Raw genomic sequence first — 23,299 nt, 5'->3', positions numbered from 1 at the left:
ACATCGTGCGAGATCACACGCCTCGTAAAGGAGACACCATGAGAAATACATTCGCCTTCGCCATGTTCGGAGCCACGCTTCTCGCCGCCACGGCGAGTGCCCAAGCGAGCACAAAGAGTGTTCGTGTCCTCTACGTCGTGCCGAGCGACGCGCAGCGAAGTGACCGCGCCGCTCTCGTCGCGAACGCCGTCGAGCACAACCGTCAGACATGGCAGAACTACGGCGCCACGATGACCACGGAAGACGTCGTGACGGTTCGAAGCCATCATGACGTGAACTGGTTCCTGACCAACCCCAACGACTATCACGGCGCCCTGGCAGAGTGGTACTGGCTCGGAAACGCCTGCAACGCGGCCAGGGACGTGTACCCTGACGCCTGCACGTGGGACGCCAACCACAAATACATCATCTTCCTCGAGGCCGACATCTCGAGCGTGAACGGCAACGGGGCGGCCACCGGCTTCGGCGCATCCGTCATGCCCAAGTGGATCATCGATGGAGCCGAGCAGGGAGACATGGGCAGAATCGGAAGCATCGGCCACGAGCTCGGGCATACGTTCGGCATGCCGGATCCGGGTCCGGATACCGACTGCGCGTCGCAATGGCCTACGAAAAACATCATCTGCAGTGGCGACTACTACCCGCACAACCGGCTGAACCATCTCGACTACCCCTACCTGTTCAGCGCTGAGCACAGTGCCTATTTCGAAGAGACTCCATCTGATCTGTTCGACGTCGGCCAGGGGAAGGTCCTCGACGGAGAGATCTGGAAGACCCAGCTCGGGCTCGACCTCGAGGGGTGCGCGCTCTCCTGCCTGAGCGACCCTGACTGCAGCGCCTTCGTTCACTTCGGCACGACGTGCGAGTTCAAGGGAGATCACCTGAGCCAGGCCTGGGATGTTTCTGGGTATACCTCGGCTCAGATCAAGATACCCGCCGACGGCGCCGTCGAGAAGAAAGTTGCGCCGATCTGGGACCCGAATCACGCGACGCAGGTGTGCCCGCAGGTGTGCGACATCTGGAAGAACGTCCCCTGGACCGAGTCGAGCTGGACGGGGGGCTCGTGGACCCCCCTGGAGAATGAATACTCAGTTTGCTTCTGCGACTACAATCCTGACTACAATCCGTGAAGCGATACGCCGGGGCATGCGCTCGCGCATGCCCCGGCGGTGGCCGAGCTCGGCGCGAGCGACGTTGGTATGAATCCCGCTATCGACCGCTACATTTCCCGGGATTTTTGCCGTAGGAGGTCGATAGTGAGGCTGGAACCGGGGCCCCGCCGCTGTTGCTGACGACCTCGAACTCCTCCCAGCGCTGGGCTGAGCTGCGGTTGGCGACCAGCGGCGCGTTGCCGGCAGGGCGCTCGTCGCCTTTCGCGGAGCCGCTGCTCGTGCGTTCCCGCGTAGAAGTGCAGCGTGTAAGCGACGTTGGTGTGCCTCGTGATCGGGTCATTCGCGGCCAGATCCACGTCCTGGGACCAGGTCGGGGTCCCGGCGCGTAGGTAAAAGAAGCCGGATCGCAGACGCCCGAGGCCGTGCGCCACGCGTCCGGACCGGGGAGGCCCCGGCCCCGCCCGGAAGCTCGCGCAGGGCAGGCCGGGCGAGGCGCTCGCCGCCGCGGAGGAGGCCCTCTCGCGCCACGCGTCCATGGGATTGCACGACCACGTCTTCCGCGGCTCCTTCCTCCGGCTGGTCCACGTCGAGAGCCCGCGGGCCACAGGGCGCCACGACGAGACGCGCGCGCCCTTGACCTTGCCCGCGCCCGCCTCTTCGCGACCGCCACGAAGATCGCCGACCCCGCCGACAAGAAGACCCTTTTCGAGCACGTCCCCGAGGACCGCCCGAGAATCGCGCTCGCTCGCGAATGGTCCGTTGAGGGAGACGATCGATTCGCCCGCAGCAGACGTGACGCCCAGCGCTCTGACCGGACTTTACACGCGCAGCCCGATGCGTGAATACTCACCCCGTGCGGCCGGAGACAGTTTTCGCGGGACGTTACCTCCTGGAGCGCCGTGCGGGAGCCGGGGGGATGGGTGAGGTGTGGAAGGCGCTCGACCAGGAGACGGGCGAGGCGGCGGCGGTGAAGGTGTTGCCCGGGAGCGACCCAAAGGACGTGGCCCGGTTCGAGCGAGAGGCGCAGATCCTCGCGGGCCTCGCGCATGCGCATGTCGTCCGGTACGTGGCGCACGGTGCGAGCGCGGAGGGGAAGCCGTATCTCGTCATGGAGTGGCTGGAGGGCGAGGACCTCGCGGCGCGGCTTTCGCGCGGTCCGCTCGCCGTGGGCGAGAGCGTGGCCCTGGCCCTGCGCGTGGCGGAGGTGCTTGCGTTTGCGCACGAGCAGGGGGTGATCCACCGCGATCTGAAGCCGAGCAACATGTTCTTGCCGGGCGGACGGCTGGACGCGGTGAAGGTGCTCGATTTCGGCATCGCGCGGGTCAGGCACGCGACGCGGATGACGCGCACGGGAGCGCTGATCGGGACGCCCGGGTACATGGCCCCCGAGCAGGCGCGCGGTGAGGCGAACGTCGATGCACGCACGGACGTGTTCTCGCTGGGATGTGTGCTGTTCGAGTGCCTGACGGGCGAGGCAGCGTTCGGCGGCCAGCACATGGTGGCGGCGCTGACGAAGGTGCTGTTCGAGGAGACGCCGAGCGCAAGGAGCGTGCGGCCGGAGGTGCCGGAGGCGCTCGACAGGCTGTTACGAAAGATGCTTTCCAAAGAGAGAGAAGAGCGGCCGCTGGATGGTCGAGCAGCCGCGGAGGCGCTGCGGGCGCTCAAGGACCTGCCCTCGAACGGGCCCGGAGCATCGAGCCGCGCGCCGTCGCTGACGGCAAGCGAGCAGCGCGCGGTCGCGGTGATCCTGGTGAGCGCGCCGGGCGATGCCGAGGTCAAGGCGTTCGATGGGAGCTCGACCCTGGTTGTGACCCCCGTCGGCTCGGCGATCCTTCGCGAAGCAGCCGAGCATGGCGGCAGGGTCGAGATGCTGCTCGACGGGTCGGTGGCGGTGATGCTGGCGGGCGCGGGCCTGGCCAAGGATCTCTGCGCGCAGGCGGCGCATTGTGCGCTCTCGCTGCGCGCGCATGCCGAAGGTCGGCGCGTGGCGCTGGCGATGGGGCGCGGCGAGCGGACGGCGAGGTCGATGGGGCCGGTCATCGACAGGGTAGCGCGCCTGTCGGATACAACGGCGCGGCGCGCTGCGCCGGAAGGCGCGGTGATGATCGACGACGTGGCCGCCGGGCTGCTGGACGCGCGGTTCGAGGTGCGCGAGGAAGAAGGGTTCTTCGCGCTACATGGAGAGCGGGCGCTGGCCGATGGCGCGCGGCTGCTCCTGGGCAAGGCGACGCCGTGCGTGGGGCGCGATCGCGAGCTGGGCATGTTGCGAGCGCTCTTCACCGAGAGCGCGGAAGAGGGCACGGCGCAGGCGACGATGGTCGTGGCGCCGCCGGGTGTGGGCAAATCGCGGCTGGCGCAGGAGTTCTTGCAGGAGCTCAGGGCGCGCGGCGAGGCGGTGTCGATCTGGATCGCGCGCGCCGACGGGCTGCGGGCCGGGTCGCCGCTGGGAATGCTGGGACAGTTGGTGCGGAGCGCTTGCGGGATCCGCGAGGGCGAGCCGCTGGGGGTCCGGCGAGACAAGCTCTCCATGCAGGTGGCCGTGTGGGTTGCGCCGGGCGAGCAGCGGCGCGTCGCGGCGTTCCTGGGCGAGATCATCGGCGCGCCCTTCCCGGACGAGGACAACCTGCCGCTGGAGGCCGCGCGGCTCGACGCGCGGCTCATGGCAGATCAGGTGCACACGGCCTTCCTGGATTTCGTGCGCGCGGCATGTGAAAGGGCGCCGGTGCTCGTGCTCCTCGAGGACCTGCACTGGGGAGACAAGATCACGGTTCAGCTCCTCGATGCGGCGTTGCGCGCGCTGGAAGAGCGTCCGCTGTTCATCCTGGCCCTGGCGCGACCCGAGGTGCATGAAGTCTTCCCGAAGCTCTGGACCGAGCGCCGGTCGCACGAGGTACGGCTCAACGAGCTGAGCCGACGTGCGGGCGAGCGGCTCGCGCGCCACGTGCTGGGCGCGCGCGCGGATGCCGCGATGGTCGAGCGGATCGTGCGCCTGTCGGAGGGCAATGCGTTTTACCTGGAAGAGCTGATCCGCTGGACGGCCGAGGGCAACGGCTCCGACATGCCAGAGACCGTGGTGGCGATGGTCGAGTCGCGGCTCCTCGGGCTCGACGAGGAGGCGCGTCGGCTGCTCCGGGCGGCGAGCGTGTTCGGAGAGGTGTGCTGCAAGAGGGAAACAATTCGCAGACGCAGAAATAATCCTGAGTGGTTCCGAAACGTTGGCTGCTGTGCCCGGCGGCTGCGCGGCAAGCGCGGGGAGGCAGGCGGGACGGTACGGGGCCATGGGCGCGCGCCCGTGCCGGTGCTGGCGGTCGCGGGTCGCCAAGGGCGCGGCTTCGGATCGCTGCGCCTGGGGCACGCGCTCGGGGCTGTGGTCGTTCACCATCCAGCAGCTCGACAAGGAGGAACTCGGCGCGGCCGCCATCGAGCGCATGGCGCGGGAGCCGATCGGCACGGTCCCTCGCCGCGGCGCGAGGGTCGGTCGGGGCGCCACTCCACGCCTAGCCGGCGTCAAGGTCGCCGCGCGCGAAGTCGGGGCCGCCGCAGTCGACCTAGGCACGCTCGGGGCCGTCGCGGATGTCGAAGCGGACGTCGGCCACCTCGGCTACTTCCGTGTGTCAGAAATTCCGTGAGAAAGACCGGTCGACGACGAGCGGTCGCCGGAAGCAGAAGCGATTTCGTAGTTTCCGCTTGTTTCACCGCCGAGGGCGGCTCCGGTGTGGGCCAACGGGCGCCCTCCGCCGTGGCGTCGCCGCGGTTAAGGGACGGCGGCATCACAGATCGGGGTCGGCGCCTGGCCCGGCCGCGCAGCACCGAGGCATTCTCCTTCGCTCGCCGCCCCGTTGCCGGGCCCTTCGATGCGTTGCCGCCTGTTTCGGGATCGTGCCTGCGTCCCCGCACTCTGCTGGCCCAACGGTCGGATGAGCCGCGGCGCGAAGCGCCGTCGGATCCATCCGACCGTCGGGCAGTTCTGGGTATGCAGTGCGATCCATGTGGCGTTCACGATCAGCCATGCGCCGGATCGACGTCTCGATTGCAGGTGCGCAGAACGTCAGCCTCAAGGACCGAGGCCGGCGAGCACTCGGATAGTGAGGGTAACGGTGGGCCGGAAGATGGTGCGTCGCGTACTCCTATGGAGTTCAAAAGCGCGGTCGCCACACTTCCAGCTCACGATTCAGCCCCTTTCCAGTTACCACTCCGGCCTTCTCGAAATCTGTTGCGTCCCAGAGTCCCCACCTCGCGCCGGAGTTGATTGCCGACGTCGCGCTGAGGACCTGGTGTGGACTCGATTCGAAGAGAGCCTTGTCGCCGGCGATGCGAGCGGCCTCCACGATCGGCAAGCCGATCGCGTTGCGGGTCGGGCCCACCTGCCCGAAGTAAATCTCGCCATAGCTGAGGCCGACGCGTAGCCGGGGCGGTTTCTCCTGCATCCGATTGAAGAGCGCCCGAAGAACCTCGTGGGAGGTCCCGGCCACTTCGAGCGCGCCCGCGAGGTTGGCGAGCCGCGCGCGGACGTCGACGGCGACCTTCCTGCCTTGAAGGACGGCAAATAGGACGCCGTCCCCCGTAAAGGAGATCGTCGTCCCACCGAACGCCCCGATCTGCCTCTGGAGCTCCTCCGTCAGCAGCCGGAAGACGTCCCACCTCTCCTCCGGTGAGACCTTCGGGTTCGACATGAAGGATTGCGTGGAGTTCACAAAGTCGACGAACCCACATATCGCATCGAGCTTCTGCGGGGCGGATTCGGACTTGACGATCTCGGCGAGCGCGCGCTCGGCGGCTTCGCGCGCCCGCTCCGCCGCGTCCTTCTCGGAGCGCGTCAGTTCCAGGTCCACCCGGATGCGGGCCGTCTCGCCGCTGGCGGTCAGCAAGTTGCGGATAATCGCGTGCGCGTTCTCGCGGTCTCGACCGATCATGTCGCGCGTGCTGGTCCAGCCGAAGTAGTCGATCACGGCTCGCCAGGAGATGAGCGAGAGACCATCGGTCGCGGCATTCCTGAGCTCGGACTGGCCTTCGGCCAAAGCCTCTCGCAGCCGATTCATGAGGTCGTTTCGCGCGTTGACGTGGATGACAAGGTTTCCACCCTTCGACTCAAGCTGTTCCAAAAAGCCGATTAGCTGCTGGCCGACTCCGGCCACGTTGTTCAGGCCCGATAGCTGATCCCGAAGCGTCCGCACCTGCTCGTTATCGACCTTCGTGTCCGTAATGATGATCGGGATGGTCTTCGGCTCGAACGCCTCGACAACGACCTCGTGTGAGCGGCCCGAGAAGATGAGGCCGCGCTGCAAATGCTGTCGGACTTGGGTCCAGCGCTCGGCCTCGTGGCCGTCCACGTCACCGAACCGACTGGCCTGGACCTCTACGAGCGCGACGTTCGGCACGTCGGCCCCCATCGACTGGAGCGCCGCGAACACGAGTTCGTGCGACTTTTCTGTGCGGCCGACGTCGAACAGCTCCTTGTACCTCTCGATCAGCAGATCCTTCTCGACCGGCTGCTGGCTCCGGGTGAAGTACACCCGCATGCGCCCGTGCTCGTCGACCGGCTCGTCGGTGGAGGCAGACCGGTTCCTGACTTGCTCCGGGGTGAGTTCGCGGCGGCGTTTCTCGGCGAACTCTTCGATGGTTGTCCACGTCGGCCGTCCCTGCGAACCGCTAATCAGGTCCACCAGGTAGAACGGCAGCTTGACGCCTCCAGACTTCAAGAAACGCTTGGCCGCAGCCTTCAGCGTGTCGTCGTTCTCGTTCTGGTACGCGTCCATCAGGTGGACGATGAAGCTGTTGTCGATCGCGGGCCACACACTGACGAACTCCTCGATGCGGCGGTTCGTCATCTCCAGAAAGGCCCGCTCGAACTCCTCCAGCATCGACGATCTAAGCCACTTGTATGCCGGGTCGAAAGGAGCCACCTGGCGGCGCGAGAGATCGACCTCGAGCTGCGGACAATCGACGATACCGGAGGCAAACACCCCGTACGGGGGGATGAGCTGCCGGTCCTCGGGGTTGACGAGCATCCGCTTGACGTAGAGCTGCACCGACGGCGTCCGGTTGAGCTGCTCGCGGAAGTACAGCACTCCCGCTACCCTGTATCGACCGTTCGGATCCTGCCGCTCGAAGCGGTGGGTAAAGAAGGGGGCGTTCTTGCCGAACAATGCCTTGAACGCCTCCGCGGCGAGATCGTCCGACTGCCATGGTGCGCGGACGAGGTTCGCCACGCGACCGGGCTCGTCGCGGACCGCTACACGGATCGCGAACGGCAAGAGGTAGCAGTTCGCGCGGACGATCTTCTCAATGCCGTCGATCGTTCGAAGATCGTTAATCCGCTCGGCGTTCGTTCCATCGTACCGGTCGCGGAAGTAGAGTCGAACGCGCGTCCCATGACGGAAGTCGCCCGTTCGTGCCCACTCCGCGGCCTTTTGCGGCGTAAGCTGCGCGAGCGTCCAATTCTGTTGATCACGCGTGGCCCAGAGCCAGTAGCCGCCGTCCTCCCCGGCCGCAAGCGCGTCGTGCTTCTTGGTCAGCACCTCGACGTGATCGGCTACGATGAAGGCCGACAGAAAACCGATGCCGAACCGGCCGATGATCTCCGGCTTTTCGAGCGCCCGTTGGAGCTTCTCCGAGTCGCCGATCTTGCCGAAGTTCTCCTTCATCTCGGTCCCAGACAGACCTATTCCGGTGTCCTGGATCTCAAGGAAGGGACGGGCGTCCATCGCCCACAGGCGGAGCGTAACGGATTTGTCGCGATCAGAGACGGAGTTACCGAGATCGACGAGGGCATCGTGAGCATTTTGGATCAGCTCTCTAATCGCGAGGTGAGGGTCGTGTCCATACAGGCTGCCCACGAGCAGCTTCATCACATGGGAGACGTCCTTGATGGTGATCTGGCCGGATTGTTCGGTCATGTCTGGCTCCAAAAGAGTGTCAGTTCACGTTGTCATCGTCGAAGGCGCGCTGGGAGGCGAGGCGCCGGCCGTCAACCCATTTGTTCGGCGAGGAGCTCATAGATCCTGGTCGATTCGCCAATCGGGACGCTCACTCCACACGCAACGCGGGCCAAGAAGAACAGGAGGCGCGCCAGGCGTGTCTCGGTGTCGCGCAACGCGCCGGACTGCGACTCGATACGGGCGTTCAAGGGGTGCCGAGTATTGATTACGGTTACCATGTGGCCCTTCCGCTCGAGCAGACGATTGAGCAGCATGCGTAGCACAATCACATCGATGCTGTCGGCCTCCGGCCCATCAAGGCCCGGGCCGCCGAGAGAGAGGACCTTGAGAGGGAACCGTTCGTCTTCGTCGTCGCTGCAGATGATCTCACAATCTTCGGGAACGACCTGGCGGAAGAGCCGTTCGACCCTGGGAGCGGTGGTCACCCTGCCGCGCATGTCTGTCACGTAGGCTCGCGGAGCCGACTCGCAGGCGATCCCGAGATGCTTCGAGATCATCTGCACCAGATCTCGTTCGGGGGCGTCCTTCAAGACGACGGGCTGTTGATTCAGATGAAAGGCGCGATCAGCAAAGACCCTCTCGCGATCGGGGTCGCCGACCCAAATAATGCGTTGGCCGGCCGCCGCGGCCTCGCTGATGGCCAGCGACTCCACGGCGCCGGCCTGCGCATGGTAACGCGACATTCGATAGGCGGAGCCGATCGCTTCCCGCAAGCCTCGGTGCTTGAGCATGGCAATGATCAGCGGCTTGCGATGGGCACTCAGGATGGCCGAGAAGGCGGCCGGGCTCTGCCGATGCAGATCCGCCAGCATGGAGTGGCTCGCCTCCTCCATCTGCTCGCTGAGCCGTCGCAGCGCGTCGTCGTCGACCAGCGTCTCCCGATCCGGTTTCAAGTGAACTTCATCGCAATCGACCAGCCCGCAGAGAAAGGCATTCAATGGCGCGGGAATGATCTCGGCTCGAGTGACCGCGATTCCGCGTCGATAGATCTCGACCGGCGGCGCCATGACACCGTCGGGACACACCACGAGCCAGCCCCGGACCTCCCCAGTCAGGGCGTGGACGCCGAGCGGCCTCTCGTCCCAGCCATGTCGCTCTCGAAACCAGTCGAGCGCGTCTGCCCCCGCGTGGCGCGCGCCCGCCAGCCGGGTCCACGCGCGGCGCGTTGGAAGGCCCAACGGTTGACGATGGATATCGATCCGATAAGGGACGTAGAGGAAGGTCTTGATCAGCTCCTCGCGGATGAGGTCATATGCCACCCAGTGCCTCAGCTCCGGGCGCAGCGACAGCTTGACCGCCGTCCCGCAGCTCACCGCCCCGGCCGCGACGGGTTCGATCTGGATGCTTCCGTCGGAGGTGGAGATCGTCATCCGATGGCACAGATCCGGCTCGAGGCGTGATCGGGACACGACTTCGATCCGGTCCGCTGCGAGAAAAACGGAATAGAACCCGAAACCGAACTGCCCGATGCCGAGCGTCTTGTCGGCGTCGGTCGGCCAGCCGCTGCGAAACAGCACGGTCAGCTTGGTCTCCATCTCTTCCCGCGTCATGCCGATCCCATCGTCGGTCACGCTCACGGTCCCGGTGGAATCATCAGCGTCGATCGACACCCTGCCTACCGGCATGCCGCGGCGCTCGGCCTGAAAGATCGCTTCCATGGAGTTCTGCACGAGTTCCCGCAAACAGACCATTTCGGCGCGAAACAGGCGACGCATCATGCCGATGAAGCCGCGGATGTCGATGCTGTGAGCTGTCGTCATGGCGTTTCCTCCCTCGATACGTGGCTAAAAAGCAAACGAGGAGGCGAATCGGCCCTCCTAGAGCTTGCGGGCGTCCTCCAGGATCGTGGTCGCGAGCTTCACGAGCACCTCGTCGGCATCGGCACGGGTCATCGCCATGAGCGGGCGGCTCGGTGGGTTGAGGGCCTGATACTTCGACAGCTCGGCCACTTGTGAGAACAGGCAGTGTCCTACGATGACAGGCAGGATCAGCGTGCCCCCCCGGGAGGCGCTGTCCAGAAGGGGCGGCAGCTCATTCTTCATAATGAAGTCCGATGCCAAGAAGTGCGCGCTGACCAGGAGAACCGCCGTGTGAGCGCGCGCGAGGGCGTGGGCGACCTCGGTGCGCCATACGTCCCCGGGACGCATTCTCGTGTCGTCCCAGAGATCCAGGACCCCGCGACGCGCGAGCGGCAGGAGGTGCAGTTGAAGCCTCTCCAGCCACTCTGCGTCCTCATGGGAATAGCTGACGACCACGCGCCTCCGGGCGGCCGGTCGCGCCGGTTGCGGAAGATCGGTGGCCGGTCGCGCCGGTTGCGGAAGATCGGCGGCCGGTTGATCTGGGATCGCGGGGGCGTGCGAGGAGGTATCGATGCTCTGGGACCGCGGGGCAGCTGGTACCGCAGCTGGCGATTGCGCGCTCGGGCCGCAATCGGGGGGGATGGGCGGGTTGGCGATGCCCGTGCCATGCGCCGACGGAGTGACATCGACGATGGTCCATCCAGCGCCATCGGCGCACCGGCGGACGAAAGGATGCAGTGTGCCATCACGGAAACGCACCTGTGAGAGTTCCTCGAGCACGGCGGACACCGACGTCTCATCCACCCTCGTGGTCGTCCGAGAATCGAGCTTTCGAGTGAGCTCGGCGGGCGATACACACGATGGCGCGACCTGCGCGAGGAGACTCAACAACCGAACATGAATATCGGTGAGGCAGGCAGCGCTGCGGCGCAGGATCGCGAAGGCGATCACGCTCACAGCCACCAACGGGGGCGCCGCGGCGGAGGGCGATGCGGGCTGTTCGAGCATTCCGGGCACGGAGGTGATTAGCTCGCACACGCGATCGATGGTTCTGAGATCGATCTCGCGAACCACCCAGCGTGCAAGGGGGAATCGGTTAAATTCGCTCGGCCCACCTGCCGGGGCCCCGCCGACATCTTCCCTCAAGCGGTCGGAGATGCCGTCGATGACGCGCTCCACCGCGGCCGGAGGCAGCATCGGAGCCGCTTGGACGAGTCGTGCTCTCAGTAGTCGGCGCAGCTTCCGGCGATCTTCGAAGAAACGAGGGGGGTTCGTCATGGGCGAGACCGCCTTGCCGGCACGAGGAGGCGGCTGGATGCCGAGCCCGGGATCGACTCGCCTCGTGAGGAATGGGGATCACTCCACATTCGGGACGAGCGGCTGACCCACGTGAACCAAGATGCGAGGGACGGCTCAGGGGGTTGGCCAGGACGCGCTGTTGCGGTGCAGAGGGCCGCCTTGAGGGTGCGGACAACGGCGCCACGCGCCAGATGTCGTGGCGAGCTTTTCGCCTGGAGCCGCTGCACCGCGCCCGAGGAAGTCCCTTTCCCTACGCGCGGACAGACTACGGAGCAGCCGGCGGCATGGCTTGTCTCGGTCGCGCGGAACAGATGTATACAACCAAATTTAAAACACCTTGTGGGACCATTCTTCTCTTCGCGGAAATCAGACCCTCGTGCGATGCTTTTGTGGACTCTTACCGGCGCATTGGCGATGGGGTATTCGGGGGTGAGCCGCTCACGGATTCCCTCGATAGCTTGGGCGGCCGCGTATCCGGAGCCGAGCTGGTCGCGGATTCTCCGGACGGCTTGCACGGCCTCGGATTCAGGCGTGAGGGCTTCGCGAGCACTCCGGACAGTTTCAGCGAGGTCGATCTGGTGAAGCGCAGAGGGATGTACGGCGCCTTGCAGAGCCATAATTCGCTGAAGCCGTAGCGGGTTTGCAAGGCCCCAAAGCGCCCCGATCTGCTGAAGCGACTGTGGGTTCAAGAGGTCTTCAAGCGCGTTCATTTCATCGAGGTCGTCGTCGTTCATCACGGAGTGTTCCATCGAGATAGAGGAGTGACTGGGACACATTCCCACCGCGTAGATCTGCAACGACTCTGCAATTGCCTGACTAACTATCAGTCGATTGGTCATCCGAAGCCGCCGGACCAGGTCTATCTAGCTCGTCGCCTTTCGTAGCCTCCCTCGCGAAAATCTTGTCGCCGATTGTGGCCTCTCTCACGAAAATTCTCACGGATCGGCTCTACGCCGCAAGGCTGAAATGCTGTCCAGTGCCATAGGGCAGCAGGTGTTTCCCTGAGTGGCTCTCCACGTGCCCGAGCGCAGGAACGACGCTGGCAACGAGCAGCTCGAGGGCGAGCGTGGCGCCGTCGCCTACCTGGCCGAGCACAGGAGCGGTGTCGGCGACGAGGAGCGCGGGCGCGAGCTCGGCGCGGCCCCTCTCCGCCGCTCCGGTCGTAGAGGTCGAAGCGCATGCCGGGACGCACGGTGCCTCTGCCATAGTCAAGCGGAATAGTCGCGGTCCTGCGGATTTCCGGGCGGGGGCCGTTCGTCGACCAGTTGGTTGGCGAACACTCCCGCCGCGTAGCCGCCTGCGCACCTGCGTAACGCGATCTCGGCGACGCCCCCAGGCAACGGCGGGCTCTGCGGGATCGTCCGGGCTGCGGTGCCTGCGGAGCCCCATCGGGCCATCCGTAGCCGGTCTCGTGGCTCCCCGCCGATGGCGCACGCGACGTGCGGTGCTCGCAGCCGGCGCGACCGCGAGCGCAACGTCGTGCGGCTCCAGGCGCGTGAGCGCTAGCGCGTCGCCGTCGCCGATCGCGCAGGCCACCGCCAGGCGCCGCGCACGCAGGCGGCGTGGCCGCCCGAGCGACGTCGTGCGGCGCCCCGCGCGCGGCCGTCACAGCGCGGTCACCGCTGCCTGAGCACGGCGCCGCGCTGGGTCGGGCGTGCAGCCGACATCGTGCGGCGCGGGGCCTGTGGCCGGTCGCGCGCTCCTGCGGCGGCGCGACAGGCAGCTGCCGCCAGCACGTCGACACGCGCTGGAGCCGCGCAGGTAGCTGCCCGCTGGCGCACGCTCTGGACGGTACGACCCGCGGTCAGCGTGATGTGCTCGTCTAGATTCCGTTTGACGCCGATCCCGTGATCAGAAGAATGGCCCGCGTCGGCACGGTGCTCGCGAGTTGCGGAACAGGAAGGGGACGATGAAGACGACAGATCGGCGTATCCGATCGGCGACAGTGCTCGCTTTCGTCCTCAGTGTCGTTCCGATACAGGCAGACGCATCCGAGCTGAACGCTGGAATCAACTTCGGGTGGCTCCAGGCTGGCACCGCGACGCGCCTCGCGGTGAGCCCGCATGCGGGAATATCGTGGCACATCAAGAACGATCTCCTGTTTAGTATTCGCGATCTGTTCAGTGTTGTGCCCCCAATCCAGATAGGTGGAACTGGCGTCTACAACAGCACCATCGTTGCCCTCGGATATAGTTGGGAGACTGGCGACTTGAGTGCGGGGCCATCAGTCGCGTTCTACTTCATGCCGGCTTGCGGACGTGCATTGTGTGGGCACGTTGCCGGGGTGGCGGCAGGCGCGCATACGCAAGCCAACGCGTACGTCGCCGGACCGCTTGGCGTGTCGGCGAGCGCCAATGTGGATTGGGTTGGCGGGAGCAGCCTTGTGCTTCCAGGCTACGTATCGGTGCTCGTTGTCGCCGGTCCCGTGCTTCGGTGGAGTATAAAATGAATACAGAAAGAACTCTACTGCCGATTCTGGCTATCGCCATCTGCGTGCTGACGGCATGCAACTGGACGGTAGGAGACTGCTACCCACGCGAGGAGTGGGAGAGGGGTGCAGGTGCAGGTGGCCCAGTCGGGCCGTCCGTTCCCATCTTCAGCTCCAGCGCATCGGGTGACTTCGGGGCTGCGCCGCCGGATGGCCCGCAGGACGGCAGCGAGCGCAAGATCCAGTGCAACAAAACGGACGACGACGAGGAGCAGAGCCCGAGCGAGAGCTCGGAGAGGCCGACAGATAGCCCGGAGAGCCCGCCAGACCCTTGCCCCGGAGTCGGCGACATACCCGTAGATGGCGCGACCTTCTTGAGCTGTAGCGATGCGTGCAGCTCGAAGTGCCCGCCGCCCGGAATGGCCCCATGGCTATACGTGGATTTCCAGCCATCGGATTTCAAGTTCGTCACCATTGTCGAGGACGATGGCGAGGGTAAAGGCGGAGGGTGGCAAGAGGCCAGGGCCAAACTGCATTTCAAGAGACTCAATATCCCGCATAAGATCAAGAACTGGTCCTGCCCTTTGACCATCGGCATGCCGCTCCGGACTGAGATTTATGGAGAAATCGATGCCGACCGTGCGACCAGCCTCAGCGAAGAGATCACGGAGGAGGTAGCGAACCGCATGGATTACGATCTCCCGCAGGAGACGTTCTGCGACACATTTCGCAAAGAGGCGGACGCCGCGTTCAAGTCTAAGTATAAGCGACTCGGTGCCAGGGTGACGAAATGAAGGTGATAACTCGCTCCGAGCTGCTCGACGTCGTCTATCACTTCTACCCGCGGGGCGTACGTTGCACCGATCGCAGCAACGTACCTCCGAATGAGGCCTTCTACGACGACACGGAGGAGCACCGCCGCTTGGTGGAAGCCGCGAACCGAGGGCGAGCGGAATACCCAACGTGGAAAGCGATGATCCGCCGCCTGGGGGATCGGTACGGCCTTCAGAACGAGTCGCTCCACCTTTTGGCGGGAGGGGGCGACCCGGCGTACTCGGCCCGCATCTGGCTCACTGACGAAACGGCGCTCAGCTTCCACGTGTCCCTGCTCGGGCCATACTACGGGATCCACCTCCCCGGCATCCCCGAGGAGGAGCCGGTGGCGCGCGAGATCGCTCGGGAGATCGAGGCCACCTACCCCGGTTACCGACCGATCCCGGCGGAGCTCGGGAACGAGGTGGTGCCGGATGTGGCGATGGATACGGTGTTGATGGGCGAGGCGACGATCTACATCTGCCTCTTCTCGGTCGTGTGGACTTGGGTGGATCCGGCGTAGACATTCCCTGGCGCCCGCCGTCCACGTGGACGAGCTCGGGCGCGACAGCGATAGCGGGGCCGCGGCGTCGAGGAGCACCGCGGCGGAGTGCGCACCTTCCGGTGGACCGAAGGGAGCGGTTTATGAGAGGATGGGCTGCCTGATGAAAAGAAGAGCGTGGTCTCCCGGGTGCGGCGCAGTGGCCGTCTCCTTTAGCTCGGATCCCTGGGATTGGGCGTGGGTCGGCGTGGCCCTGCTCGTGCTCGTCGGCATGGGCGCCGCGGTCGTTCTCGGCATCCGGCGCCGTCGCTGACGTGGTAGGGCGGCTGTACCCGCAAGGGGCGCCGCTCGCTTGGGGCGGCGCCAGGCGGGGGAGCGGCCGCGGGGTCGAGGTGGATGCCGGCGAGCTCGGCAACGTCGATGTCCATCTGGTCGAGGGCGAAGCGTTGCAGTCGGCCTGGTCGCAAACCGCATGGACTACACTCTCCCGCAGGGGATCTTCTGTCATGAGTTCGTCAACGCGGCGGACGCTGCCTTCAAGTCCATCTCGGATATCTGGACTTGGGTGGATCCGGCGTAGCCCTGCCTTAGCGTTCGGGTTGGATCCCGAAGCTTTCTCATAGCCGTCGCCGAGATCCGCGCCGTCCGCCCATGACGTGGCTGCGGCTATTCCGGAAAGCGAAGCGTCTCGTGGGCCTCGCCGCTCTCCCCCACCGTCGTGCTGCCATCGTGGTTCCAGCTCGTGCCGCCCTTGCCCGGCTGTCCGATCTCGAAGGTGACGCCCTCGAGCGTGAGCTGATCCTCGTCGAGGTAGGCGACGCCGATCGAGTCGCCGCCGCGCCCCGGGCCGCCGTAGCCGCCAGGCCCTCCCTGGCCGCCCCGTCCACCCATGCAGGCCTGAAAGACGTCCAGCAGGGCGGCGCCCGGTGCGCCTCTGCCGCCTTCGCCGCCCTGCTGGGGCGGCCCGCCGTTGCCGCCCGTGCCGCCGTAACCCGTCATGATCATGCTGTCGCGCACGGTCAAGCGAGCGTGAAGCGCGACGACGCCGATCGCCGGATGAGCATTCGCTCCCCCGCGGCCACCTCGACCACCACAGCCGCCGGCCCCGCCCGAGCCTCCTCCCGCGCCGCCCTTGGAGGCCACGCCGCACATGGCGAGCCCACCCCGACGACCACCGCCGCCGCCGCCGCCTTGGCCCGGCGTGCCCCAACTCCCCTCGGCCCCCGTGTCGCCCTCCCATCCTCTCTCGGTGAGGCGCCCGATGCCCTCGCCGGGCGCGCCCTGTGTTCCCGGCGCCCCGGGGCCCCCGTCGGACCCGCCGTAGCAGCGGACATTCTCCTGCTCCGCCGTACCACCGATGCCCGAGGGCGATGGTTGTCGCTCCGGGACGGGCTCACCGTCGCCTCCATCCTCGGCGCTGTCGGCCAGCCCGTCCCCTCCCTTGCCGCCGATGCTCGTGAGCCCGCTCTCGCACCGGTTCACGGCGGCAGCCCCGCCGGCGACGATGGCCGCCGAGCACGCCTCCGCGGCGAACGTGCCGTCCGGTCCGACGGGAGGGCTGTACCGGGGCCACTTCTCGCCATTGCTACCTGCCCTTCCGCTGTTCACGCGGATCTCGCTCCGAAGGATCTCCACCACCGTGTTGGACCGAACGATCACGCCAGTCGCGCTGGCCACCCGGAAGTCGAGATCGGCGAGCGTCGAGACGCCGTCCGCTGCCCCCTGGTCCTCCTGGCCCGCGGGCTCTATCGTCATCGGGGTACCGTCGAACTCCCTGTAATTGATCATGGATCTCGGGCGCTGGGAGTCGTGCACCCATGTCCGACAGTTGAAGCCGCCGAGGATGTCCACGCCAGAGGGTAGCAAGATCGGAGCCTCCTCGAAGATCTCGTTGCAGAGGAACACTCGCCCTCGTCCAGCACGCGCGAGCTGGATGGCATGCTGGATGGTGTAGACGGGCTTCTCCTTCGTGCCGGGGTGCCTGTCGTCGCCGCCACCGAAGTTTCCGGCGACGAATACGCCGCAACCGCTGTCGAGGATACCGGCGGCGATGTGCTCGACGCAAACCGACTCCGGGGGCGGCTCGCCATCGCACGAGGTGCCCTCGCAAGGCGCACCAGCGTCGTTCACGTCGGGCACAGTTCCGCAGCCAGTAGCCCACGGTGACACCAGGAGGAACAAGGTAGTGGCAGTCATCTTTCTCATGTGCGTCTCCTGAGGCGTGCGGCCAGAAGAGGGCGGCTCATCGAGGCGGTTCGTGATCTGGCGCATCGAACCTGTACCAGAACAGCGCAGGCCCCGCTCGCCCCTGCCCTGGCGCGTCTTCGATGACTGCATTGCCAGAGCGGCCACCCTGGCCAGGTTGTCCGGGCAAGACGATCGCATCCTCCAGAAGGTTCACGGAGGCGCTCATGGAGGCGATGCCGAAGGACGCACCCCCGAGACCGCCGCCGCCGTCGCCCCCGCGGCCGCCGTTGCCTCCGGTTCCACCGCTGCACGCGGGCAACATGTCACCTAAACCCGCATGGGGCTTTCCACCGTAACCGCCGAATGACCCGCCACCGCCGGGTTGGCCCGTTCCGCCGACGCCACCATTGCCGCCCTTTCCTCCGAGGACCTCGCTGGCCTCGACCGTGAGGGCGCTCCCCTGCAACGCGACGATCCCGATGCTCGCGCCGCCGTAGTCGCCCCCCTGGCCTCCCGTGCCACCGCAGCCGCCGCTGCCCCCCGATCCTCCGGCCGCGCCGCCCTGGGGTCGGCCTGTCGGACACGCGAACGTAGGGCCGCGCGACCTGCTGCCACCACCACCGCCGCCGCCCTGGCCGACGCCGCCCCTCTTACCGTCCTGGCCGCGGACGCCGATCCATCCGTCAAAGCCCAGGCGGCCAACGCCAACCGCTCCGGCAGCGTGTTCCGCATCGGCGCCGTCTGCTCCGCGGCCCCCATTTGTGCACGGCATGCTGGACGCGCCGGTCCCAGCCAGGCCGCGGCTGTCCGGACTGCCGACCGGCTCCGGCAGCCCTGAAGCACCATCCCCGCCGTTCTCCATCCCGCCGTCTCCGCCGTACCCGCCCGTCGACTCGATCCCATCGCCGCACACGGTCACGACCGGAAGGGCGCCCAGCGCTGCGTCCGCGGTGCAGGCGTCGGTGCCGTCGTTCCCCAACACGCCGGAGTTCGCGCGGAAGCTCGGCGCGTCCTTGCCCGGCTCTCCATCCTTGCCATTGCCAGGGAGGATCTTGCTCTGCCGCACGATCGCCCTGGCCCCAGGGCTCAAGATCATCGCGATCGACGACTTGCCGTCGTCCGCCGACGCATCCGACGCCTCGACGCGCACGCCGAAGACCGTTGACGTCGCGTGCTCTTTGTCATTCGCGATCACCCTCAGCGGGATACCCACCTGCGGAGCGATGATCGTCGGGTAATTCGGTCCACCGAACGACCCGTCGTACGACCAATCGCCGCCGTCACACAGGCGCCCGCCCCAGAGGTCGACCCCCGAGGGCAGCGTGATCTTCTCCTCGAACAACCCGCCGCACGCGTACACGCGCCGGGTCGGCCGCTCGCCGTGGCCGCGCCCGTGCGCGGCGAGCCCGATCGCGTGCTGCAACGTCCTCACAGGCGCGCGCTTCGTTCCGGCGCTGTTGTCGTCGCCCTGCTCGCTGACGAACACCCCGCACTTGTCCAGCGCTGGCGCTGTGCCGGGCTCTCCCGCGCAGAGGTCGGGCGGAGGCTCCGGATCGGGAGCACACGCCAGCTTTGCCGAGCAATCATCGGGATACGCCGCGCAAGCTGTCAGCGTGCTAGCTCCCCACACGCAGACAGCGAGAGCGGCGACCGACGTCACCGCGCTTTGGCCCGCGAGCGAACCCGTTCTCCCGGCCCCCCGCGCGTTCACCATACCCCCTCGATTCGCGCGCCGATTTCGCTCCCATTCGCCACGGGCGAGACCTCGACCCGATCCTGAGCCGGCTTGAATCGCAGGAAGGAGAAGTCCGTGAAGAACGACGCGGCGGTCACGGCACCGACGACACCGCCGGTGATCACCGCGGCCAGACCGGCGCGGCCGTGCATGTTGCGCGCGTCCAGCAGGCGCGCCAGCTCGCCACACGGCGAGCTCCGAGGCGCTTGCCAGCACATCGACGCGCTCGATGACGGCTCGCTTTCGAGCCGAGCTCGCCGGGCGCTCAGATCGTCGTCGAGCTTGCCCGCCCGGACCATGAGGATGGTGCCCACCGTCACGCCGGCCGTCGTGACGGCGATCCCCGTGATGCGCAGCGTCCCCGGCCAGGAGGCCCACGGGCTGGGAGCCTGCGCGCGCGCAGCGGGCAACGTGCGCAAGGGAGGCGGCGTCGCTGGCGCGGTATCCTTGGCGCTGCTGGCCTCGTTGGCGCTGCTCGCCACCGCAAGGGGGAGCAGCTCCAGCGTCATCTCGTGCTCCGCGCCCACCACGCTGCGGAAACTCTGAAACGCCTCCGTGCGGCCCGGTGCGTGAGCCCGCACCATGACGTGTTTGCCCGGCTCGAAGAAGAGCGTGTAGGTCCGCGCGGTCCTCCCGACGCGCTCGCCGCCGATGAGCACCTCGGCGTCGGGCGGATCGACCGAGAGCACGAGCGTAGCGACGCGCTTCACTGCCTCGCGCTGGCCTGCCTCGAATCGCCGCTCGAGCGCGTCCGGCAGCGCTTCGCGCTGTTCGAGGCTCTTGGCAAGGTGCTCGGCCGCATCGCGGTACTTGTGCAACGCGACCTCGCAGAGGCCGAGCTCGCCGGCGATCTCCGCCCGCTCTCGCTCGGTGCTGGTCGTCGGGTCTGCGGCCTCGAAAGCGGCCTTGTAGGCAGCGTATGCCTCCATCCACCGCCCGGCATTGCGCGCTCTCTGACCACGGCGAACATGGTCTTTCACCGATGAGCTGTCGCGCGGTCTCGCCTGTGGGGCCGAGATCGGCGGCGCAGGCAGACTTCGGGAAGCCTGTTGCGCCTTCGGGGGGCCATCATTCGCGCTGGCCGCGGTCGGGAAGCCTGTTGCGACCCCGAGCATGAGAGAAATCGAGAGCGAATGCGCAATGCAACGCATCCCGTGACGGTACTTCCGCCGGCCGTTCGGCGTCAACCGGCGGGGGCCGCGACACGTCGGCCGTTTGGGCGAGAATCGGCGGCCGTATGACGGAATGAGCTCGGCCGTCCTGATAAGACCGCTCATGTGTATACAAAAGTGGCATATTGGCGCACGTTGGCCGACCAAAAATCGCTCGTTGGTTCTTTCCTCTGAAGCATCGGGGGTGGTTCAAGTGTGCTGCTAACCGTGGACAAGCCCGCGACCGTCTCCCCCGGCTTCGAGCTCTTCCGACGCCTCGCCCGGCGCCACGGTGTGCCGGCGCGAAACGCCGCGGATGTCGCCCAGGACGCGCTGCTGCGGGGCCTGCAGGCCGACAAGCGGATCGAGCCGGGGGGAGACCCAGGCCCGTACCACGTCACGATCGCCATCAACCAAGCGCGCAATCACGTCCGTGACGCACACCGCCGCGGCGAGGTGCTGACATCGTTCGATGGGTGCGAGATCCAAGATGAATGCCCCACGCCGGAAGAACTGCTCCGGAGACGGCAGCGGGAAGAGATCATGCGGCAGCTTCTGGATCGACTCGATCCCAAGCACCGAGATCTCTTGATCAAGCACGACCTCCAAGGGGTTTCGCTCGCCGAGATCGCGGCCGAGCAGGGACTTCCGCTGGACACGGTGAGAACGCGACACTGGCGGGCGCGCAAGGCGCTCAGGGTCCAGCGGGAGCGGTGGCAGGAGCAACAGCGCTCTCAGGGATGGGACGACAGCGCCTGCGTGCCGCTTGCACTGGGCTTCCGCCGTCGCGCCTCGTGGGTGGCCTCGCTGCGCCGTCTGGGCCTGAGGATCCTTGTCCAGGCCGGGCTCGTCCTGCTGACCGGCGCGCTCGTCTCCTCGGCGGCATCGTTGCCCGACCCGGAATCGTGGCTCGGGGCGGCTGCGGTCCCTACCAGCCCGCACGCTGCGCAGGAGACTGCGGCGTCCCCTGCGCGAGACGGCGTGCCCAGCGCCTCGGCGCCCGCCGGTGGAGAACGCGCGCACACCGTGGCGCCACCGGCCGCGCCGATCGCGCGCGAGATCTCGTCGCCGAAGGAGCAAGGAAGCGCGCGCGCGCAGGCGGTGGGGAGCAGCAGGCCCGCTCCCTCAACGACGACCGAGCGCCGGCCCGCGTCTTCGGCGAGCGCCGTTCGACCGACCCGCAGCGAGCGCGAGATGAGCCTGATCACCCAGGCCCGGAGGGCCGTCGAGGCCCGCAACGCCACGGCGAACGTCGAGGCTCTCCGGCTGCTGAACACCCACGCGCGGGAGTTCCCCCGTGGGCGGCTGGTCGCCGAGCGCGAAGCGCTCCTCCGGCAGCTTCGCTGAATCCTCGGCTGTCGTGCGGCAGCTAGCAGGCGGGGACCCTGGTGACGTCTTCGAACGGCACAAGGCGGAGATCCGCCTTGCGTACCGACAGGAACGATCACGTCCAGGAGACGAAACGCGATGAATACGATGGAGGATCTACTTGGTGCGATGTGGCTCATCTCGCCGCTCGGGCTCGCGATGATAGCCTGCGTCGCGATCGGCTACGCGGTCACCGCGCGCGAAGCGCTGGGACGGGAGCGGGGGCTTCGCGAGGCGCGCGAGCTCGCTCACGATGACGAGGAGGCCGCCCTCACCGATGCGAAGGAGCAGGCAGCGGGGGAGCGGGACCGATACCGGCGCCTTCTGGACTGTCACGTCGATGCGGTGCTCGCCGAGCTGACCGACGTCCGCGCGCGCCCCGTCCCCTCGCCAGGAAGGGTCCTCGAGTCGTGCTGCGCGACGATGCCTTCGTGGAGGAGGAAGCTGGCCGAGAGCACGGGGTTGGAGCCGGCGGAAGTGGAGCGGCTCCTGAGGAGCGACCTCCCGATGACGCCCGGCCTTGCCCGGCAGCTCGAGGCCTTCACCGGCACGCCTGCTCGGTACTGGGAGCGCCTGTGGCGGCTACACGACGACCGCCGAGCGGACGCAGAGGAGACCGTGATGATCCAGGTCGGCGAGCCCGTCACCAAGCGCGAGAGCGCGGCGCGTCGCGTGGAGTCGACGCCACTGACCCCGCCGACGATACCTCCTCGCGCGCTCGATGTTCCTCCGCCGGTGGTGCCGTCGCCGGAGCCTGCGGCCAGGAGCCCGCGGGCGAAGCTACCGCCGCCTCCACTGCCGCGGCTTCGGTCGCCGCTCCCTGTCCGCGCTGCCATGGGGGCCGAACTCGCCCGGCGCGCGGGGACGCTGACGAGCTTCCCGCTACAGCGTGATGAAGGAGGGGCGAGCTCTGCCAACGCGTCCGATTCGGAGGAGGCCGAGCGCACTCCGCTGATCAAGACATTTCCGGGAGTAGGGAGCCATGGGTGAGCGTAGCCGTGCCTCGCGTTCACCATAGGGTGCGATTGCCCAAGGGGGGTAAGGCCATGGATCGTCCGAACGAAGGCAAGCGCGCTGAGGCGTACGCGCGCTTGTTTTGCCCGATGTTGGTTCGTTCCGTGCTGCGCTGGCTGGAGAGGCTGGGGGTCCCACGGTGCCATCGTGGCGACGTCGCGGGCCAAGTCTGGGTCAATGTCTGCGAGAGCTGGCACAGGTTCGATCCGAAGCTCGGCAGGCCGGAGCGCTGGTTGAACACGATCACCGTACACGTTGCCGCGCACTACCACGAGCGTGCGCAGCACCGCAGGGAGGAGCTGGTCGATCTGATCGAGGTGCTCGATCCGGCGCCGGATGCTGCTGCCGTGATGGAGTCCGACAATGACAGGGCCAGCACCATCGATGCAGTGAATGAGCTCGTTCCGGAGCTGCGATTTGTTCTCGTGGCACACGACCTGAACGGCGTTTCGATGGCCCAGGTAGCCCAAGACACAGGGGTGCCTCTCTCCACGATATACAAGCGACGCACAAGGGCCATTGGCGCGCTACGCGACATCATCAGGTGTCGGGAAGCCGGGGAGACCATCGCGCGGAGAGCGCGGTTGCAATGAGCGCCAAGGGTCTGGTTGTTCACTTCCGGCGTGACTTGGATGACCATGAGGCGGAGCGAATGATCGACGCTCTTATGATGATCAAAGGCGTCGTCAAGGTGTCACCCGTCGAGGCCGGTTACGAGGACGAACTGAACCGGCAGCGGGTCAGGCGAGATCTGCTCGACAAGATGCGCGCGCTTCTGGGCGAAGAATAGGCGTCGAACTCGGCGCTGGCGGACCGGGGTTCGAGGCCGTCAGCGTCGGCCGATCACCGAGCCCGTCGACCCGTTTCCCTGAATAGGATCGGCAAGCAGGGCGCGAACGGCCAGCACGGGCGACGTCCGCCCTTGTTGCCCCTGACGGGGAGCAGGCGGACGA

General features: G+C 66.9%; 16 protein-coding genes. 9 read left to right on the top strand and 7 right to left on the bottom strand.

Annotated elements, in window-relative coordinates; all coding sequences use genetic code 11:
- The first annotated feature begins 38 nt into the window (after positions 1-38).
- Entirely contained in the window at positions 39-1,130 is a 1,092-nt protein-coding gene (locus WME76_RS25115; RefSeq protein WP_437954814.1) for a hypothetical protein, read from the top strand.
- Positions 1,131-1,219: 89 nt separating this feature from the next.
- Here the strand turns inward: WME76_RS25115 and WME76_RS25110 are convergent, their stop codons facing one another.
- Complete coding sequence (locus tag WME76_RS25110; protein WP_437962158.1) at positions 1,220-1,648, bottom strand: cellulase family glycosylhydrolase; 429 nt, start codon at positions 1,646-1,648, stop codon at positions 1,220-1,222.
- A 302-nt stretch (positions 1,649-1,950) separates the two neighbouring features.
- Here WME76_RS25110 and WME76_RS25105 point away from each other — a divergent pair, with 302 nt between their 5' ends.
- On the top strand, positions 1,951-5,361 hold the full coding sequence (locus WME76_RS25105; RefSeq protein ID WP_437954813.1) for a protein kinase domain-containing protein: 3,411 nt from the start codon (positions 1,951-1,953) through the stop codon (positions 5,359-5,361).
- Here the strand turns inward: WME76_RS25105 and WME76_RS25100 are convergent.
- From WME76_RS25100 to WME76_RS25090, 3 genes are all read right to left on the bottom strand, one after another.
- Positions 5,249-8,008, bottom strand: a complete 2,760-nt coding sequence (locus tag WME76_RS25100; protein ID WP_437954812.1) for an ATP-binding protein — start codon at positions 8,006-8,008, stop codon at positions 5,249-5,251. The two genes, WME76_RS25105 and WME76_RS25100, sit on opposite strands and share 113 nt — an antisense overlap.
- A 71-nt stretch (positions 8,009-8,079) precedes the next feature.
- Positions 8,080-9,810 carry an ATP-binding protein gene (locus tag WME76_RS25095; RefSeq protein WP_437954811.1) on the bottom strand — a complete coding sequence of 577 codons (1,731 nt, stop codon included), beginning with the start codon at positions 9,808-9,810 and terminating at the stop codon, positions 8,080-8,082.
- Between the two features lie 57 nt (positions 9,811-9,867).
- Positions 9,868-11,127, bottom strand: a complete 1,260-nt coding sequence (locus tag WME76_RS25090) for a toll/interleukin-1 receptor domain-containing protein (protein WP_437954810.1) — start codon at positions 11,125-11,127, stop codon at positions 9,868-9,870.
- A 1,930-nt stretch (positions 11,128-13,057) separates the two neighbouring features.
- Between WME76_RS25090 and WME76_RS25085 the strand changes: the two genes are divergently transcribed.
- The 3 genes from WME76_RS25085 to WME76_RS25075 are packed head-to-tail and all read left to right on the top strand — an operon-like array spanning position 13,058 to position 14,912.
- Positions 13,058-13,597, top strand: coding sequence for a hypothetical protein (locus tag WME76_RS25085; protein WP_437954809.1), 540 nt, complete (start codon positions 13,058-13,060; stop codon positions 13,595-13,597).
- Positions 13,594-14,370: a hypothetical protein gene (locus WME76_RS25080; RefSeq protein ID WP_437954808.1), complete on the top strand. Its 777-nt coding sequence runs from the start codon at positions 13,594-13,596 to the stop codon at positions 14,368-14,370. Before WME76_RS25085 ends, WME76_RS25080 begins: the two co-directional genes overlap by 4 nt.
- The gene (locus tag WME76_RS25075; RefSeq protein ID WP_061616602.1) at positions 14,367-14,912 is read left to right on the top strand and encodes a hypothetical protein; all 546 of its coding nucleotides are present in this window, start codon (positions 14,367-14,369) and stop codon (positions 14,910-14,912) included. The genes WME76_RS25080 and WME76_RS25075 overlap by 4 nt, the downstream gene beginning before the upstream one ends.
- Positions 14,913-15,557: 645 nt before the next feature.
- On the opposite strand, the gene WME76_RS25070 is transcribed toward WME76_RS25075, so the two are convergent.
- From WME76_RS25070 to WME76_RS25060, 3 genes are read right to left on the bottom strand one after another with little or no spacing between them, the layout of a single operon-like run.
- Positions 15,558-17,096: a hypothetical protein gene (locus WME76_RS25070; RefSeq protein WP_437954807.1), complete on the bottom strand. Its 1,539-nt coding sequence runs from the start codon at positions 17,094-17,096 to the stop codon at positions 15,558-15,560.
- Positions 17,097-17,133: 37 nt separating this feature from the next.
- Complete coding sequence (locus tag WME76_RS25065; protein WP_437954806.1) at positions 17,134-18,792, bottom strand: hypothetical protein; 1,659 nt, start codon at positions 18,790-18,792, stop codon at positions 17,134-17,136.
- Positions 18,786-19,964, bottom strand: coding sequence for a hypothetical protein (locus WME76_RS25060; RefSeq protein ID WP_437954805.1), 1,179 nt, complete (start codon positions 19,962-19,964; stop codon positions 18,786-18,788). The genes WME76_RS25065 and WME76_RS25060 overlap by 7 nt, the downstream gene beginning before the upstream one ends.
- 228 nt (positions 19,965-20,192) lie before the next feature.
- Here WME76_RS25060 and WME76_RS25055 point away from each other — a divergent pair, with 228 nt between their 5' ends.
- From WME76_RS25055 to WME76_RS25040, 4 genes are all read left to right on the top strand, one after another.
- Positions 20,193-21,311, top strand: coding sequence for a sigma-70 family RNA polymerase sigma factor (locus WME76_RS25055; protein WP_437954804.1), 1,119 nt, complete (start codon positions 20,193-20,195; stop codon positions 21,309-21,311).
- A gap of 120 nt (positions 21,312-21,431) precedes the next feature.
- Positions 21,432-22,322 (top strand): helix-turn-helix transcriptional regulator, encoded by an 891-nt coding sequence (locus WME76_RS25050; protein ID WP_437954803.1) that lies wholly within the window; start codon positions 21,432-21,434, stop codon positions 22,320-22,322.
- Positions 22,323-22,378: 56 nt separating this feature from the next.
- Positions 22,379-22,939 (top strand): sigma-70 family RNA polymerase sigma factor, encoded by a 561-nt coding sequence (locus WME76_RS25045; RefSeq protein ID WP_437954802.1) that lies wholly within the window; start codon positions 22,379-22,381, stop codon positions 22,937-22,939.
- Positions 22,936-23,136, top strand: coding sequence for a hypothetical protein (locus WME76_RS25040; RefSeq protein WP_437954801.1), 201 nt, complete (start codon positions 22,936-22,938; stop codon positions 23,134-23,136). Before WME76_RS25045 ends, WME76_RS25040 begins: the two co-directional genes overlap by 4 nt.
- The last annotated feature ends 163 nt before the right edge of the window (positions 23,137-23,299 follow it).

The organism is Sorangium sp. So ce119 (assembly GCF_051524405.1).
Lineage (GTDB): Bacteria > Myxococcota_A > Polyangia > Polyangiales > Polyangiaceae > Sorangium > Sorangium cellulosum_G.
Note: the sequence above shows the minus strand (reverse complement) of the source record. Positions and strands in the feature narration are given on the sequence as shown.